We start from the raw sequence: 16,718 nt of genomic DNA on the forward strand, positions 1-16,718 counted from the left end.
CAAAGAACGCCCCTAGAGCGCGAGTTTTGCGTTCAGTACCGTGAGACCGACCTAGACTTTTTACACCGACTGGCCGCCGAAGAGGGTTGGGTCTATTACTTTACCCATGAAGAAGGCAAACACCTGCTGCACTTTGCTGATCAAAGCCAGTTTTTACCTAAATCCCCTACACCTATTCCATACAACGTCTTAGCCGGTGGTGGCTCAGACGATCTTTACATCTCCACTTTGACGCACCATACACAAAGCTTACCAAGCCAAAGCACGCTGAAAGACTACAGCTTCAAAAAGCCCGATTACCGCTTCTTGCACCAGCAAGAGGGCGAGAACATGGATTATCAGCTGCCCAATTACGAACACTTCGATGCCCCAGGGCGTTTCAAAGACGACGTGACAGGCAAAGCCTTTTCTCGCATCCGCTTAGAATACCTACGCCGCAGTGCGCGTACCCTAGTGGGAAAAAGCAACCACGCTGGCATCCAAGCGGGCATGAAAATCACCCTCGAAGGGCACAACGAAGACACCATCAACCAAGAATGGCTGCCGGTATCAGTAGAACACCATGGCACCCAACCGCAAGTCTTGGAAGAAGAAGGCCAAACGGGCAGCACCACCTACAACAATCGCTTTACCTTTATTCCAGCCACCACCAACTGGCAAGCGACACCACAACCCAAACCGAGTGTCGATGGCCCCATGATGGCCACGGTTGTTGGTCCTGAAGGGGAAGAAATCTTCTGTGACGAACACGGACGCGTCAAACTGCACTTCCCATGGGACAGATACAGCGAAGCGAATGACCACAGCTCCTGCTGGGTACGCGTCTCCCAGGGTTGGGCGGGCAATCAGCACGGCATGATGGCCATCCCGAGAATCGGCAGCGAAGTCATCGTCAGCTTCCTAAACGGCGACCCAGATCAGCCCATTGTCACGGGGCGTGCATTCAACGCTAAAAATACAGCACCTTACGTTTTACCCGAACACAAAACCAAAACCGTCTGGCGCAGTGACACCCACCAAGGGGAAGGCTTCAACGAGATCAGCTTCGAAGACCAAGTCGACAACGAGAAAGTCTACCTACATGCGCAAAAAGACCTCGAAAGTGACGTACTGAATGATCAAATCCACCATGTGGGACACGATCAGCACAACCAAATCGACAACGATAGGTTCACCCAACTGAATAATAACGACCATCTCACTATAAAAGGTGAGAGTCGCCATAAAGTGGATAAAGATCACACACTAATAGTAGATGGTAGCTTACAGCAGAAAATCGGTGATAAAGCGATATTGAATGCAACTAAAGAAATACATCTAAAAAGTGGCAGCAAAGCCATCATAGAAGCGGCATCCGAAATGACCGTCAAAGTAGGCGAAAACTTCATCAAAATTGATGCAGCTGGCGTTCACGTAGTTGGCTCTGCCATCAACTTCAACTCTGGAGGGAACGCCAGTGAGGGCAGTTCATTAATGGCAAAAGCCGCCACCCTACCCTTGGGTGGCGTAGCCCCTGAACACAATGCCAATCTGGATGCCGTAACTGGCAACGACGCTCCCACACACGCAACCGCGTCAAACAATACCGCAGCAACCGCGCCTCCAGCCAGCAACAACGAAGCGGCCGAGGCCGCAGAAGAAACGCAAGAAGATACCCCCTTCGAAGCGGGGTACATTATTAATGATCAGGTCACCACACGAAAACAACTGTATTATGACCATGTCTCTGAGAAGGATGTGTTCCACCTAGCCTTTCAGTTTAATAAAAACAATATGCACTTGAATCCAGAGAACGTGCTACCTGGCGAACTCGTTATTCTGTCGAATAAGCCAAAGACGGAAGAAGATAAAGAGAAGCTCAAACTATTAAAACAGCAAGCCAAACTGGCTAGCAAAGAAATACAACAACTGACAGAGGAAGAAGCACAAACCGCTTATAACCATTTTCAGTTATTAGATTACATTAACAAAGACAAAATTGGCATGGGGACGGCTGGTTTTGGTGTTGCATCCGCCTCTATGGGACAACGTTTTGATAGCTTAAAATCTGTACTGGAACAGCTTAATCAAAACTACTTAGACAATACTCAGGTTGGTGCGGGTGGAAAAGCCAGCTTTACCCCTACTTTTTACCAGAATCGACAAGCGTTATTCGGTCAACTGGATAATGCGCTAGAACGCTTAACTATGAGTAAAATCAACATTGGCGACCACCCCCAAATCAAACACACCTTAGGGCTGTCCAGTAAATCCATTATCCATAACTGGGATACGGTAACAGCCAAAGGAGAAGTCCCTGAACTGGGCAGGCGTATTGGTCAAGCCGCCAAAATGGCCAAAGGCGCAAAAGCCGTTGGCTGGTTAGCGGTAGGTGTAGATGGAATCATTGCTGTGGACAACATCAAACAAGCGTGCACGGGCGATGACACCAGCCAATGTGAAGTAGTGAGTTACAAAGAAGCTGGCGGATTTGCAGGTAGTGTTGGGGGAGGGTTTTACGGAGGAAACGTTGGAGCAGTAATAGCTACAGGTATTGCAGTATTCCTAGGCGTAGCGACTGGTGGTGTTGCAATCGTCGCCATTGGTTTTGTTGGTGCGGGTGCGGGTGCCTATGCAGGTAGTAAAGGAGGTGATGCTCTTGGAGAGAGCTTTGGCGAAAATATATATCAAATCAAAAAAAGGTTTACTGAATGATTTGGGTCTATTTTATCGTGATCTATTCATTGCCATTAGCCGGTTTTTTTTGGCTATGGCAAACCATAAATTTACTCTACGTGGTTTTTTTTCCTTCAAAATTAATTAATGGCTATTTTTCTTATAAACCAGATATTGTCGAGATAGAAATTCTTTATAGACGAAGCTGGATTTATTGGAGGAACTGCCTACGCTACTTATTTAACATTGAGCGGCCCACTATGCCATGGTATGCCAAGATCAATACGATCTTTTGTGCTCTGGGAGTGATGTTAGGTTTATGGGGAGGGGGAATTACTTTCTTGGATGAATACCTTAATCTAATTAGTTTAGATAAATGGATGGATATATTAAGTGCTAACGGTCTTCTTTGACTTCACTCTATTAGCTAGCCCATTCCCCGATTGGGAGCATTTTTACACGAAAAAATATCATCAGCACGTCTTGCCCGACAACAAAACTAAAACCGTGTAGCGCAGGCTTTTTTTGAACGGGAAAGGCCACCAAGAGGAAGGCTTCAACGGCTCTTTACAAGGGAACGGTTTTGAAGACCAAGTCGACAACGAAAAAGTCTACGTACATGCCCAAAAAGACATGGAAACCGATGTACTCAACGACAGTATCACCCACATCGGCCACGACCAACATGAACAAATCGACAACGACCGTTTTACCCAAATCGGCGGCGAAAACGGCACAGGCAACGACCACCTGACCGTCAAAGGCGAAAGTCGCCATAAGATAGACAAAGACCAAACAATCACCATCGACGGTAGCCAGCAGCAAAAAGTTGGCTCGAAAGCCGTACTGGATGCAGCCAATGAAATTCATCTAAAAAGTGGCAGCAAAGCCGTGATTGAAGCAGGGTCAGAAATGACGGTCAAAGTTGGTGGCAACTTTATAAAAATCGACGCAGCTGGCGTACACGTTGTCGGCTCTGCAATCAACTTCAACACCGGCGGCAGCGCAGGATCGGACAGTGGATTTAGTGGAAAATTGACAGCCCTATTTTAAAAGGAAAATTTGTTCATACCACACCTTCACGGTTTCCTTACTCCGCTTACACAAGAAAAAATCTCTACTATGCTTATTCTTGTGCAATCGGACTTTCTTATAAAAAAAAACGACTTTTTCGAAAGACAATTTATCCCTTCTGTCACTAAAGTGTCAGCATTATCCAGACATGCATTTTTTTGATTCTGCAAAGTGAAAATTAGTCAAAAGAGTGCTTAATGCTCTATAACAATATGCGGCCTTAATAAAAAACCATCCAGTTTTTTATGTTTACGCGGGAGAACCCAACCATGTTTAAAGCGATTGAGGTATTACAACCTAACTTCATTCAGCGTCCACTTAATGAATTGTGGAAGCTTATTTCCCCTCTTTATAATATGGACGAAGAGAAGTGGTTAAAGGAATTATTACCGTTGGCAAAGCCGACTGACGTCGAGCTAGAAAACCAAACCAATGCCGCTGCAAACTTGATTGCCGACGTACGCCAAGACGACGATAGCATGTCAATGATTGACGCCTTGTTGCTAGAGTACAGCCTAGACACCAAAGAAGGCATTTTGTTGATGTGTTTAGCCGAAGCGCTCATGCGCGTGCCAGACAAAGAAACCGCAGACGCTTTTATCAAAGACCGTTTGAGCGTCGCCGATTGGGCTTCTCACGCAAAAAACTCTGACTCATTCTTCGTTAACGCCTCCACTTGGGGTTTATTGTTGACGGGGAAAATCGTCACTATGGACGAGAAGAAAGACGGTACGCCAGCCAATCTGGTAAACCGTATGGTAAACCGTGTTTCCGAGCCAGTAATTCGTAAAGCGATGAACCAAGCGATGAAAATCATGGGGCATCAGTTTGTACTTGGTCGCAGCATTGAAGAAGCCTTGTCCCGTGGCAAAAGCTACCGTGACAAAGGTTACACTTATTCTTTCGATATGCTGGGTGAAGCCGCATTAACTGCAGCTGACGCAGAAAAATACCTAACGTCTTATATGAAAGCGGTCGAATCTGTTGGTAAAGACACTTACAGTCAAAAGCACCGCCCAACCATTTCTATCAAGTTATCAGCCCTTCACCCGCGTTACGAAGTGGGTTGTGAAGAACGCGTAATGACAGAACTGTTCGACAGCGTTAAAGGCTTGATCACCAAAGCTCGCTCGTTAAACGTTGGCATTACCATAGATGCAGAAGAAGCTGATCGCTTAGAACTGTCTTTGCATTTATTTGAAAAACTGTTCCGTGATGAATGCACCAAAGGCTGGGGCTTATTTGGCCTTGTTGTTCAGGCTTACTCAAAACGCGCTTTACCGGTTTTGGTTTGGTTAGCGGCACTTTCTAAAGAGCAAGGTGATCGCATTCCTGTTCGTCTTGTTAAAGGCGCTTATTGGGACTCTGAAATCAAGCTGTGCCAACAGCGCGGTATCAATGGTTATCCAGTTTACACTCGTAAAGAATCTACTGACGTATCTTACTTGGCATGTGCGAATTTCCTATTAAGTGAACACGCTCGTGCAAACATCTTCCCTCAGTTTGCCAGCCACAATGCTCACACCATCGCGACAATCAGCTGCATCGCTAAACAATTAGGCGCCAGCACTGACGAATACGAGTTTCAGCGTTTGCACGGTATGGGCGATGCGCTTTACAACCGTTTGATCAAAGACAGCGACATCTGTGTACGTATTTACGCGCCAGTAGGCAGCCATAAAGACTTACTTCCTTACCTGGTTCGCCGTCTGCTAGAAAATGGCGCTAACAGCTCATTCGTTCACCGCCTGATTGATGCCAGCTACCCAATTGCAGATTTGATCAATCACCCAGTGACGACCCTTGAAAGCCGTAAATCATTGGCGAACCCGCATATCAACTTGCCAGCTAACTTGTTTGACGACCGCAGAAACTCGTTTGGTCCAAACATCGAAATTGATTCTGATTGGACGCCTTTCAAAGCCAAAATCGACGTTTTCATGGGACAAGACACCCAATGGCGTGCCTTCCCTATTGTTGGCGGCGAAAAAGTCACAACAGGTCAAACGCATTCTGTCGACAGCCCTTACGACCACAGCCAAATAGCGGGGCAAATCGACTGGGCAGACGCAGCGACAGTGACCAAGGCAATAGACCTTGCTGAAGCGGCTTTCCCTGCATGGTCAGCACGTCCAGCAACAGAACGTGCTGACTGCCTAGACAAAATGGCTGACTTGATGGAAGAAAACTACGCTGAATTGATGGCGCTTTGCCACCGTGAAGCGGGTAAAACCATTCAAGACAGCATCGACGAAGTTCGTGAAGCCGTGGATTTCTGTCGCTATTACGCGCAACAAGCCCGTAGCCACTTCGCTAACCCAACGCACTACAAAGATTTCTTAGGCCAAGACAAACAAGCCAAGCTAAACGGCCGCGGCGTGTTCACTTGTATCAGCCCATGGAACTTCCCATTGGCCATCTTTACAGGCCAAGTGGTTGCTGCGCTTGTAGTGGGCAACACAGTGGTTGCGAAGCCTGCTGAGCAAACGAGTTTAATCGCTTTCCGCGCCATTGAAATGCTACACCAAGCAGGTGTTCCGACAGACGTACTTCACTTGTTACCAGGTGACGGTGCCACCGTTGGTGCTCCACTGACTAGCGACAAACGCATTGCTGGCCTTGCCTTCACAGGTTCCACTGGCACAGCACAATTGATCAACCGTACTCTAGCGGCTCGTGGCGTAGCGCCAGTGCCAGTGATTGCAGAAACCGGTGGTCAAAACGCCATGTTGGTTGATTCTACGTCTTTACCTGAGCAAGTAGTGCGTGATGCTGTTCGTTCCGCCTTTGCTTCTGCAGGTCAGCGTTGTTCAGCATTGCGCGTATTGTTCGTACAAGCAGACATCGCAGACCGTGTCATTCCGATGATCAAAGGCGCCATGCAAGAACAAACTGTTGGTTTGCCTTACCTGCACAGCACAGATGTGGGTCCGGTTATCGATAAGAAAGCTCAAGACATGTTGCTTGAACACATCGAACGTATGACCAAAGAAAGCAAGTTGATCGCCCAAGCAGAACTGCCAGACTTCGCTAAAAACGGCACCTACGTTGCGCCAACGGCATTTGAAATCAGCAGCATTGACCAGCTAACGGATGAGAAGTTTGGCCCTATCCTTCACGTTGTACGCTATAAAGCCCGTGAACTAGATAAGATCATTGATACCATCAATAACTCCGGCTTTGGCTTAACCATGGGCGTACACAGCCGCAACGAAACCACTTGTGCTCGTATCGCAAGTCGCGCTCGCGTTGGTAACCTTTATATCAACCGCGACCAAGTGGGTGCCGTAGTTGGCGTTCAGCCTTTCGGCGGACAAGGTTTATCCGGCACAGGACCAAAAGCAGGCGGTCCACATTACCTTCAACGCTTCGCTATTGAGCAAGACCTTTAAGAGGAGACATTACTATGACAATCGTACAACCTATCCAAATTCAGGTCTCTCAGAAAGTCTTCGAAGCATGGGACAAACTTGGTGTTAATGGCCGCGCAGAAAAACTGCAGAAAGCCCTTAACGCCTTCCCTAAAGAACAAGGAAAAATGGCCGCTTGGCAGATCGATAACGCGAAAAAATCCATTGCGGAAACACGCGTAATGCCTGGGCCAACTGGTGAACGCAACGAGCTATCTAACCAAGGTCGTGGCGTATTTCTTTGCATGTCTTTTATCGAAGGTGAGAAAGCAAAAGTTGGTTTAGTCGGTCAAGTATTTGCCGCACTTATTGCTGGCAACCCAGTGATTACAGTTGGGCCAATGGGGCAAGAAATCATGGATATAATTTCCCCATTCGTGGCGGAAGGCGTGGTTCAAAACATTGCAGACTCTGCACAAGACTCGTTGGTCGAAGCCGATCACCTTGCTGGTATTGCAATACTTTGCGACCCAGCACAAGCTCAACAACTAAGCCAACGTTTAGCCGCGAAAAGCGGCCTAATCTGCCAATTAGTAGAAGAAACCGATGCGGAAAATCTAAGTGTGATTGCCAAACCACATTACGTGCTGCGTTTTGTCACCGAGCGTACCGTGTCTAACAACACAACAGCGATCGGCGGCAACGCTACCCTGCTTGAATTGGGCAGCATGAACGACTAATACTCGCTCTGACAGAATACATATAAAACGAAACAGCCCTTCTTGGAAACAAGAAGGGCTGTTTTTTTATATTCCTTTATCTACTTTTTATTCGCCTTTAATAGGCAACAACGCACTTTCCCACGCTTTAATAAAGCGTCGACGCTTCGAATCATCAAGATACACCATTAAGGCAGGCCCTAACGGAATGGGGTGAAAATTAATAGTCTGATCTTGCACATCTTGTTGTGATACCAAACTATCAATATCGGGAAATAAGGCCACCAGCTCGCTTTTTTTCGCAATCACATCCTGCCCTTCGTCAGATATCAGGAAATTCACAAAGCGCTGGGCATTAGATACATGCTTAGCTTGTTTAGAAATAAAAGCTGCGCGACTCACCACCAAGGCATAGTCTTGCGGAATCACTACACCAATGCTGTTGTCTCGCCTTTCACGAGCGAATGAATAGGATCCTAAAAGGTTGTAGCCAAAGATCAGCTTTCCGGAAGCAATATCGTCTAACAAGCTTGCCGTTTGACCATAAACCTTAGTCCGAGCACGTCCCAAACTTTCTTGTAAACGCCCGCTAATGCTTGAGGTCACTTCATCTTGCGTTGCAACCAAATAGCCAATTCCAGAGCGACGCGCATCATAAGAGCCCACTCTATTGGCGAAAAAGCCATCTTCAATGCGCATAGTGCTTGCCAATGATTCGTGGGTAAGCGGAACGGCTTTATTCTTAAACGCCTGCTTGTTGTAAACAAAGACAATTGGCTCGTAAGTAAATCCAATCACTTCATTACGCCAATTCGCCCAGCTAGGTAAGGCGGCAACAGCCTCTCCCAACACAGGTTGCGCATAGCCATCATTTACCAAGCGAACTTGCAAATCCATGGCCGAACTAATCACCACATCAGGCTGATCTTCTAGAGGTTTAGCTCTGATGGCACGATCTAATTCTTGAGTATTAAATTCGTGATACTCCAGGTTTACAGTAGGGTTTTGTGCGCGAAATGCATTCAACACAGGGGCAATAGCTTTTATGTCCGTTGCACTGAAAATAATTAATTGATTCGAATCCAACTCAAGGTTAATACTTGGCCTTTCTGCACTGGAGCGACTGACTAGCAACATCAGCCCCATCAATATAAGCGTCATTTTTCTCAACATGATACGCCCTCTTTTGGCAGATGAATTCTAGCCCTTAGTCCACCTAATGGGCTATCTTCTAAAAAGAATTGCCCACCGTGTGCTTCTGCCACACTAGTCACAATGGATAACCCAAGCCCCGAACCACTAAGATCATTAGCTAGCCGTTGAAAACGTTCTAAGGCTTTTTCTCGCAACTCAAGCGGAATACCTGAGCCAGCATCGTCAATTATAATATCAATACCAGAAGAATCCGTTTGCAAAAGAATCTCGATCTGATTGTGCTCAGGCCCATAATACAACGCATTATCCAAAAGATTTCGAATAGCCTCACGCAAGCTAATAGAATCCCCCATAAATAAAGGTAATGGCAGCTCACATTGATACGAAAAATCGATCGTACGATGAGCATTATCTCGCACGCATTCCGTTAAGAGTTGCTTAACCACACTTTCGACATCTAGTTTTTCGATCACCCCAGCATCACCTCGATGAACTACCATCGCGTGGGTCAGCAGCTGATTGGTTAAACGCGTCAAACGATCATGCTCTGTGCGTATTTTGCTTAAATGTTCAGGTAAATCGGCTAAGTTTTGGCTTTGACTGGCAATGTCCAATTGGGCTTGAGTTGCACTTTGCGCAGTACGAATTTGATGGCTAGCATCCGCGATAAAACGCTTCATTAACGCTAGGTTAGACAATAACTGCGCTTGGTAATCATTAATCGCGCTTACCAAGGGTGACACTTCTTGAATAGGTGTCGTCTGAATAGGCTCTGCGGATACCAACGAGTGAGAGGCCAGACTTTTAGAGATTGAACTAAGCGGTTCAAGCGCACGGTTAATCGCTACCCACAATACAATCATCACACAAGCCATGATACCGAACAGCACCGCAAAACTACGGTATAAAATGTCGATCATCATCTCATGTCGCGCCCTAAGGGTTTGCGCCAACACCACAGTCACCCAGCCAGACACGGAAGGCTCGGAAATCCTTTTGTGACGAATAACGACTCGCACGTCTTCGGATAAATAATGGCCATTATAAAAAGAGATCGGTGATTCGACGCTCATTTTGGCAGGCAAGGGCATATCAGGATAACCTGTAATCAGCTCACCTTGTGTTCCTAGCGCTTGATAAAAAACCTTATCTTCATTGGCCAGCTGCATCATCTCAAACGCTGCGTAAGGTAAATCCAAATCCACTTGTTTATCATAAACATGCAGACCTTCCATGATAGACAAACTGGCGCTATTGAGCAGTCGGTCATAGGAATAATTGGCTGATTGACGAGCATAGTGCCAAACGCCAAGACTTAAAATCAAAAAAATAGACAAAAGCAGAAAAGCTGATCGGCCTAACATTCGAGAACGGATTGAATAACTTTTCTCAGTCATCGACATGTGCCAAATACCCTAAACCACGAATGGTTTTGATGATTAACGTCGAACCGTCCAGCTGTTTTCTTAAGCGCGTTAACGTTTGCTCTATTGCATTGGGTGTATAGGCTTCATCATAGCTGTAAAGGCGATTCGAAATATCATCTTTGGTGAGCACCCGATCCAAGTTTTTCAAAAACAGCTCCAATAGTTGCAATTCTCTTGGTCGTAAATCTAAAGTCACACCATTCACTTTAGCCGAGTGCGCCGCCAAGTCATACATTAAATTACCACACTGTATTTCGTTACTCGCGCCACCTCGTTCACGTCGATAAAGCGCACGACAACGAGCCGCTAGCTCACGAAAATCAAAGGGTTTTGCCAAATAATCATCAGCACCAAAGTCCAACGAACTAACTCTATCATCCACTTCAGTTCGAGCTGTTAAGACCAAAACAGGGATGCGATTCCCTTGATTTCGAAGACTTTGCAGTAGTTGAAAACCACTTTTTCCGGGCAAATTAATGTCCAAGATTAGCAAATCAAAATCGTCAAAAGACAAACTCGCTTCCGCTTTTTCTACGGAACCAATCCAATCAATAGGGTGACCTAAATTTTTAAAATACACTCGAATCGAGTCGGCCAAACTCTCGTTGTCTTCAATCAATAACATACGCATGACGGAACCCTATTCTTTATCTTGTCAGGTTAGTGTCAGTTTAAAAGAGTAAATTCAAAATCCACTGTGCAATCTTGTACAGCAAAATAAAACAAAAAGAAATTTGGAGAATAATAAATGAAAGCCAAAATTGCCTCTTTATTACTAGTAGGCGGCATGACTGCTGCACTAAATGTTAGCGCCTTTGAACCTTCCAAACCAACTTGTATCGCCCCAGCCAAACCAGGTGGTGGCTTCGATCTAACTTGCCGTATCCTTTCAACTGGTTTTGCCAATGCAGGGATCACTGATATTCCAATGGCCGTGACCTTTATGCCTGGTGGTGTCGGTGCGGTTGCATATAACTACATCAATTCCACAACTCCAGATGATCCAAACAAATTAGTCGCTTTTAGCTCAGGTTCACTACTAAACCTTGCTCAGGGCAAATTTGGCAGAAATTTAGATGAAAATGACGCTCGTTGGGTCGGTACAGCAGGAGTCGATTATGGTGCCATCATGGTTCGCGCGGATGCACCATGGAACACGCTTGGTGAATTAGTTGACGATATCAAAAAAGACCCAAGCGCATTTGTGTTAGGAGCCGGTGGTGGCGTGGGTAGCCAAGACTGGATGAAAGCCGCCATTGTCGTTAAATCTGCTGGTGTAGATCCTAAGAAAATGCGTTACGTTGCCTACGAAGGTGGCGGTGAAGCATCAGCAGCTCTACTTGGTGGGCATATTAAAGTCTACCCAGGCGATGTTGGTGAAATAAAAGGCTTAGTTGAATCTGGCAAAGTAAAAATCCTAGCCATCATGTCTCCAGAACGTTTAAAAGGCGAATTCTCCAATTATCCAACAGCGATTGAGCAAGGTTACAACGCTGAATGGACCATTCTTCGTGGTTACTATTTAGGGCCTAAGGTATCTGACGAAGCGTACAACTATTGGGCAGATCAATTCAAAAAAGCTTACAAAAGCCCAGCCTTTGAAAAAGTGGTTGTTGACCAAAACTTAGTACCTTTCACTATGTCTGGTCCTGCGTTAGACAGCTACATCAAAGAGCGTGTTGGCTATATGCGCGGCTTAGCACAAGAGGCTGGCCTAATTAAATAGTCAATTAATAAGTCATGAATTGAGGCAATAACATGTTATATGACCGCATTTTTGCGGGCGCATTATTGGTGCTGTCCGGGCTAACCGCCTGGACAGCTTACCATTTTGATGTCCCGTTTCAGTATGAGCCCCTAGGTCCAAAGGCATTCCCTATCATTTTATCTATTGTGCTCGCTATCTGTAGCGTACGTTTAATCGTAAAACCCGATGCTAACGCTTGGTTACCCAATAAAGAAATATTGATAAAAATTGTTAGTGGTCTGGTGCTTATGGTGGTGTATGCCTTCCTATTTGAGGAAGTGGGCTTCATCGTTGCAACCACGATTGTGGGCGCTATTTTTAGCTGGTTATTTGGCGAAAAGCCTCTGAAATCCTTTTTATATGCCCTCGCTTTAAGCTTGGTCAGCTATTACTTATTAGCCGATTTGATGGAACTTAATGTTCCAACAGGCCTACTGTTCGGAGACCTATAATGGACGTTTTACATTATTTATCGATAGGCTTCTCGGTTGCCTTCACGCCACTTAACTTGGGATTGGTATTGGCAGGCTGCTTTTTTGGTACGCTGATCGGTTCATTACCGGGCATTGGACCAATCAACGGTGTAGCCATCTTATTGCCTTTGGCTTATTCCATCGGTTTACCCCCTGAATCCGCACTTATTCTATTAGCTGGTGTTTATTACGGTGCCGAATATGGCGGCCGCATTTCCAGTATTTTGCTCAATGTTCCTGGGGACGCTGGTGCCATCATGACGACCTTAGATGGCTACCCAATGGCCAAGCGTGGTGAAGGTGGCAGAGCGTTAGCCTTGTCAGCCGTTTCCTCATTCTTTGGTAGCATAGGCGCCTTGATACTTATGGTTATTTTCGCACCATTACTCAGTCGCTTAGCCATTGAATTTGGTCCATCTGAGTATGTTTGGTTGATGATTTTTGCCTTCACGTGTTTGGCAACCATGGTGGGCAAACGCCCAATCAAAACCATTGTTGGTGTAGTCATTGGTTTACTACTAGCAACCGTCGGAATCGACTCCGGTACAGGCATTCTGCGTTTCACCATGGGCATTCCAAACTTGTTCGATGGCGTAGACTTTTTAGTCGTGGTGATTGGTATGTTTGCCATCAGTGAAGTATTGATCCTTCTTGAAAGCTGGGCACGTAACGACTTAAAGATGACTCCTGTTGGCAAAAGCTTTGTGAGTCTGTCAGATATGCTAGCCGTTAAATGGGTGGTATTACGCTCTACTCTATCTGGCTTTTTAATTGGTGTTTTACCGGGTACTGGTGCTTCCATTGCGAGTGCGGTTGCTTACGGTACAGAAAAACGTTTCGCAGAAGGCCACAACGAACACTTTGGTGAAGGGGATATTCGTGGTCTTGCCGCGCCAGAAGCCGCAAACAACGCCTCTGCAGCGGGCTCTATGTTACCTATGTTGACCTTGGGTATCCCAGGTAGTGGGACAACCGCCATTCTATTAGGTGCGTTGTTGATGTTTAACATCACGCCGGGGCCGCTTTTGTTTGAACAACAGCCGGAAATTGCATGGGGTCTTATCGCGTCTATGTTCATTGGTAACATTGCGTTGCTAATCATGAACTTACCGCTTATTGGCTTGTTTGTTCGATTGCTGTCTATCAAACAAGCATACCTTGTCCCTATTATCGTCATGCTTACTTTCGTTGGTATCTACTCGATCCATGGGGATTCGTTCGACTTGTTCTTTATGATCGTATTAGGGATCTTTGCCTTCATCTTGCGCAAACTAGGCTTTTCTCTTGCACCGGTTATTTTGGGCTTGGTATTAGGCGAAGTATTAGAAGAAAACTTACGTCGAGCACTGTCTATCAGTGGCGGTGATTGGTCTATCCTACTAAACGGTACTATGACTTATATCTTAGCTACCGCAACCGTTGCCGCTCTGGTTGCTCCTAAGTTGATAAAAAAATTTAAAACGTAATAATCGAAACAAACTAAACTCGTTTACGTAAAAAGCCTTCATGATCAATCTGACCATGAAGGCTTTTTTTATATAGCTCAAAGCCACTTAGTTTTATTCAAGCTCACGAGCATTGATGTAAGCACGCTCAGATACTTCGTGCCACGCTCTTACTTTCGCGCCAAACTCTTTAAACGAGTCATACACTTTCTGGCTCAATGGGTCTGCTGCTGCCACTTCTTCTAATGTTTCAGTAGAGGCTTTTTTCAGCGCGATCAACACATCATCAGGGAAAGATTTCAACGTCACGTTGTGTTCATTGATTAGCGTCTGAAGTGCCGCGTTATTCAATGCGGTGAACTCATCCAACATTTCTGCGTTTGCTTGTCGCGTCGCAGCACGAACGATTAGCTGTAGATCTTTTGGTAAGGCTTCAAACGCGGCTTTGTTATACAGCGCTTCCATAGTAGAACCTGGCTCATGCCAACCTGGGTAGTAGTAGTATTTCGCTGCTTTATACAAACCAAATGCAAGGTCATTATAAGGGCCTACCCACTCGGTTGCGTCAATCGCGCCCGTTTGCAAAGAAGTGAAAATCTCTCCGCCAGGCAAGTTCACTGGGATGCCGCCAATTTTCTTAATAACTTCACCACCAAGACCAGGGATACGCATTTTTAGACCTTGGAAGTCAGCCAAAGAATTTACTTCTTTATTAAACCAACCACCCATTTGTACACCGGTGTTACCCGCCGCCATTGGGATCAAGTTAAATGGGGCATAAATTTCTTCCCACAGTTTCAAACCGCCACCGTGATGAATCCAAGAGTTGATTTCTTGTGCAGTGAAACCATAAGGCACCGCTGTAAAAAATTGCGCGGCAGGCGCTTTGCCTTTCCAATAATACGCAGCGCCATGACCCATTTGCGCTGTGCCACGAGAAACCGCATCAAACACTTCTAGCGCAGGAACCAACTCTCCAGCGGCATAGACTTTTACGTTGATACGCCCGTTGGACATCTCATTAATGCTTTTTGCTAGATTTTCAGCGCCAGTCCCCAAACCAGGAAAGTTTTTTGGCCAAGTGGTGACCATTTTCCAGTTAATGACTTCAGCTTTTTTCTCGACTTGAGCTGTTTCTTTTTCTTCAGATCCACCACAGGCAACCAAGGTTGCTGCAGCTAAACCGACTAATGCCAGTTTACTCCACGTTTTTCTTATCATTTTTTTATCCCTCAGGAGGCTGATTTTATTTATTGTTTTGAGGCTTTATTTACAAGCCAGAGCAACGCTAATTACTTTCATTTTCTCCCTTTCCCACTAAGGAAGAAAATTGAACCTACGTGCACATTTAATGCATTAAGTGCTTTGAATAGTATGAATTGCGCTGTCAGCTCTCAAGTCTTTTTTGATATTTATTATTTTCCTCACTCAATTCATCCCCATGCAAAATAAAAAAGCCCCGTTATCAAAGATAACGAGGCTTTATCGGCATTAGCGCTTTTAAAATAGAAAGCGTAGCGTCTTAGTCGTCCGCGCGTGCATTGATGTAAGCTCGCTCGGAAACATCATGCCATTCACTTACTGGCGCCATGAAGTTCTTGAAGGACTCGTATACTTTTTGGCTATCTGGATCATTAGCGGCAACTTCTTCTAATGTTTCTGCAGACGCTTTCTTAAGTGCTTCGAGTAGGTCTCGTGGGAACGGCTTAAGAATCACATTATGCTCATTAACCAGGGTTTGCAGTGCGTCGTTATTACGCGCTGTAAACTCGTTAATCATGTCTAAGTTAGCTTGTTTAACCGCGGCACGAGCAATCGCTTGTAGATCTTTAGGCAAAGCCTCAAAAGCCTCTTTGTTAAAGATAACTTCAACCGCAGAACCTGGCTCATGCCAACCTGGGTAATAATAGTACTTCGCGGCTTTATACAAACCAAAAGCAAGATCGTTATATGGACCAACCCATTCAGTGGCATCAATCGTACCAGTTTGCAGCGCCGTAAATACTTCACTGCCCGGTAAGTTGATGGGTGATGCTCCGACTTTCTTCAATACTTCGCCGCCTAACCCAGGCATGCGCATTTTCAAACCTTTGAAGTCCTCTAGGGAATTGATTTCTTTATTAAACCAACCACCCATTTGCACGCCAGCATTACCAGCAACCATAGGAATCAGGTTAAAAGGCGCATAGATTTCTTGCCACAGTTCTAAACCACCGCCATAGGCAATCCAAGCATTAAACTCCTGAGCATTGAAACCAAAAGGCACTGTCGAGAAAAACTGTGCAGCCGCTACTTTTCCTTTCCAATAATACGCCGAGCCATGACCCATTTGCGCCGTACCACGAGAAACCGCATCAAATACTTCTAGCGCAGGAACAAGCTCACCAGCGGCGTAGACTTTAATATCCAAACGACCGTTAGACATTTCTTTAATGTTCTGCGCCAGCTTTTCAGCCCCTGTTCCCATTCCTGGGAGGTTTTTAGGCCAAGTTGTCACCATTTTCCAATGGATAACATCCGCTTTTTGCTCAGCCTTTGCAGTCTCTTTTTCTTCTGCTCCACCACAAGCAGCCAATGCTGCTGCCATCAAGCCAACAAGTAAGGCTTGGTTCCATTTTTTAATTTTATTCATGTACTTATCCGTGAAAGAGTGAATCTCACTCAGTAGTCATA

At 45.6% G+C, this 16,718-nt stretch carries 12 protein-coding genes; 7 read left to right on the plus strand and 5 right to left on the minus strand.

Annotation, left to right across the window (positions count from 1 at the left end):
- The 4 genes from DFP75_RS18615 to DFP75_RS12480 form a co-directional block, all read left to right on the plus strand.
- On the plus strand, positions 1 to 2,694 hold a 2,694-nt coding region (locus DFP75_RS18615), incomplete at its 5' end, for a type VI secretion system Vgr family protein (protein WP_245927051.1).
- 486 nt (positions 2,695 to 3,180) lie between these two features.
- Positions 3,181 to 3,708: a bacteriophage T4 gp5 trimerisation domain-containing protein gene (locus DFP75_RS12470; protein WP_245927052.1), complete on the plus strand. Its 528-nt coding sequence runs from the start codon at positions 3,181 to 3,183 to the stop codon at positions 3,706 to 3,708.
- Between the two features lie 290 nt (positions 3,709 to 3,998).
- A complete protein-coding gene (gene putA, locus DFP75_RS12475; protein WP_110576159.1) occupies positions 3,999 to 7,121 on the plus strand; it encodes a bifunctional proline dehydrogenase/L-glutamate gamma-semialdehyde dehydrogenase PutA in 3,123 nt (1,040 codons plus the stop codon).
- A 14-nt stretch (positions 7,122 to 7,135) separates the two neighbouring features.
- Entirely contained in the window at positions 7,136 to 7,819 is a 684-nt protein-coding gene (locus DFP75_RS12480) for a 1-pyrroline-5-carboxylate dehydrogenase (protein WP_110576161.1), read from the plus strand.
- Positions 7,820 to 7,906: 87 nt separating this feature from the next.
- On the opposite strand, the gene DFP75_RS12485 is transcribed toward DFP75_RS12480, so the two are convergent.
- From DFP75_RS12485 to DFP75_RS12495, 3 genes are read right to left on the minus strand one after another with little or no spacing between them, the layout of a single operon-like run.
- A complete protein-coding gene (locus DFP75_RS12485) occupies positions 7,907 to 8,971 on the minus strand; it encodes an ABC transporter substrate-binding protein (RefSeq protein ID WP_245927053.1) in 1,065 nt (354 codons plus the stop codon).
- Positions 8,965 to 10,356: a sensor histidine kinase gene (locus tag DFP75_RS12490; protein WP_110576163.1), complete on the minus strand. Its 1,392-nt coding sequence runs from the start codon at positions 10,354 to 10,356 to the stop codon at positions 8,965 to 8,967. Before DFP75_RS12490 ends, DFP75_RS12485 begins: the two co-directional genes overlap by 7 nt.
- Positions 10,343 to 11,011, minus strand: a complete 669-nt coding sequence (locus tag DFP75_RS12495; RefSeq protein WP_110576165.1) for a response regulator transcription factor — start codon at positions 11,009 to 11,011, stop codon at positions 10,343 to 10,345. Before DFP75_RS12495 ends, DFP75_RS12490 begins: the two co-directional genes overlap by 14 nt.
- 117 nt (positions 11,012 to 11,128) lie before the next feature.
- Between DFP75_RS12495 and DFP75_RS12500 the strand changes: the two genes are divergently transcribed.
- The 3 genes from DFP75_RS12500 to DFP75_RS12510 are packed head-to-tail and all read left to right on the plus strand — an operon-like array spanning position 11,129 to position 14,066.
- Positions 11,129 to 12,106: a Bug family tripartite tricarboxylate transporter substrate binding protein gene (locus tag DFP75_RS12500; protein ID WP_110576167.1), complete on the plus strand. Its 978-nt coding sequence runs from the start codon at positions 11,129 to 11,131 to the stop codon at positions 12,104 to 12,106.
- 32 nt (positions 12,107 to 12,138) lie between these two features.
- A complete protein-coding gene (locus DFP75_RS12505; protein WP_110576169.1) occupies positions 12,139 to 12,579 on the plus strand; it encodes a tripartite tricarboxylate transporter TctB family protein in 441 nt (146 codons plus the stop codon).
- Positions 12,579 to 14,066, plus strand: coding sequence for a tripartite tricarboxylate transporter permease (locus DFP75_RS12510; RefSeq protein ID WP_110576171.1), 1,488 nt, complete (start codon positions 12,579 to 12,581; stop codon positions 14,064 to 14,066). The genes DFP75_RS12505 and DFP75_RS12510 overlap by 1 nt, the downstream gene beginning before the upstream one ends.
- A 93-nt stretch (positions 14,067 to 14,159) precedes the next feature.
- On the opposite strand, the gene DFP75_RS12515 is transcribed toward DFP75_RS12510, so the two are convergent.
- Both DFP75_RS12515 and DFP75_RS12520 read right to left on the minus strand, forming a co-directional pair.
- On the minus strand, positions 14,160 to 15,266 hold the full coding sequence (locus DFP75_RS12515; protein ID WP_110576173.1) for a TRAP transporter substrate-binding protein: 1,107 nt from the start codon (positions 15,264 to 15,266) through the stop codon (positions 14,160 to 14,162).
- Positions 15,267 to 15,567: 301 nt separating this feature from the next.
- On the minus strand, positions 15,568 to 16,677 hold the full coding sequence (locus tag DFP75_RS12520; protein ID WP_110576175.1) for a TRAP transporter substrate-binding protein: 1,110 nt from the start codon (positions 16,675 to 16,677) through the stop codon (positions 15,568 to 15,570).
- Positions 16,678 to 16,718 lie beyond the last annotated feature (41 nt).

The sequence above is a fragment of the Marinomonas alcarazii genome, assembly GCF_003208215.1.
Classification (GTDB): Bacteria; Pseudomonadota; Gammaproteobacteria; order Pseudomonadales; family Marinomonadaceae; genus Marinomonas; species Marinomonas alcarazii.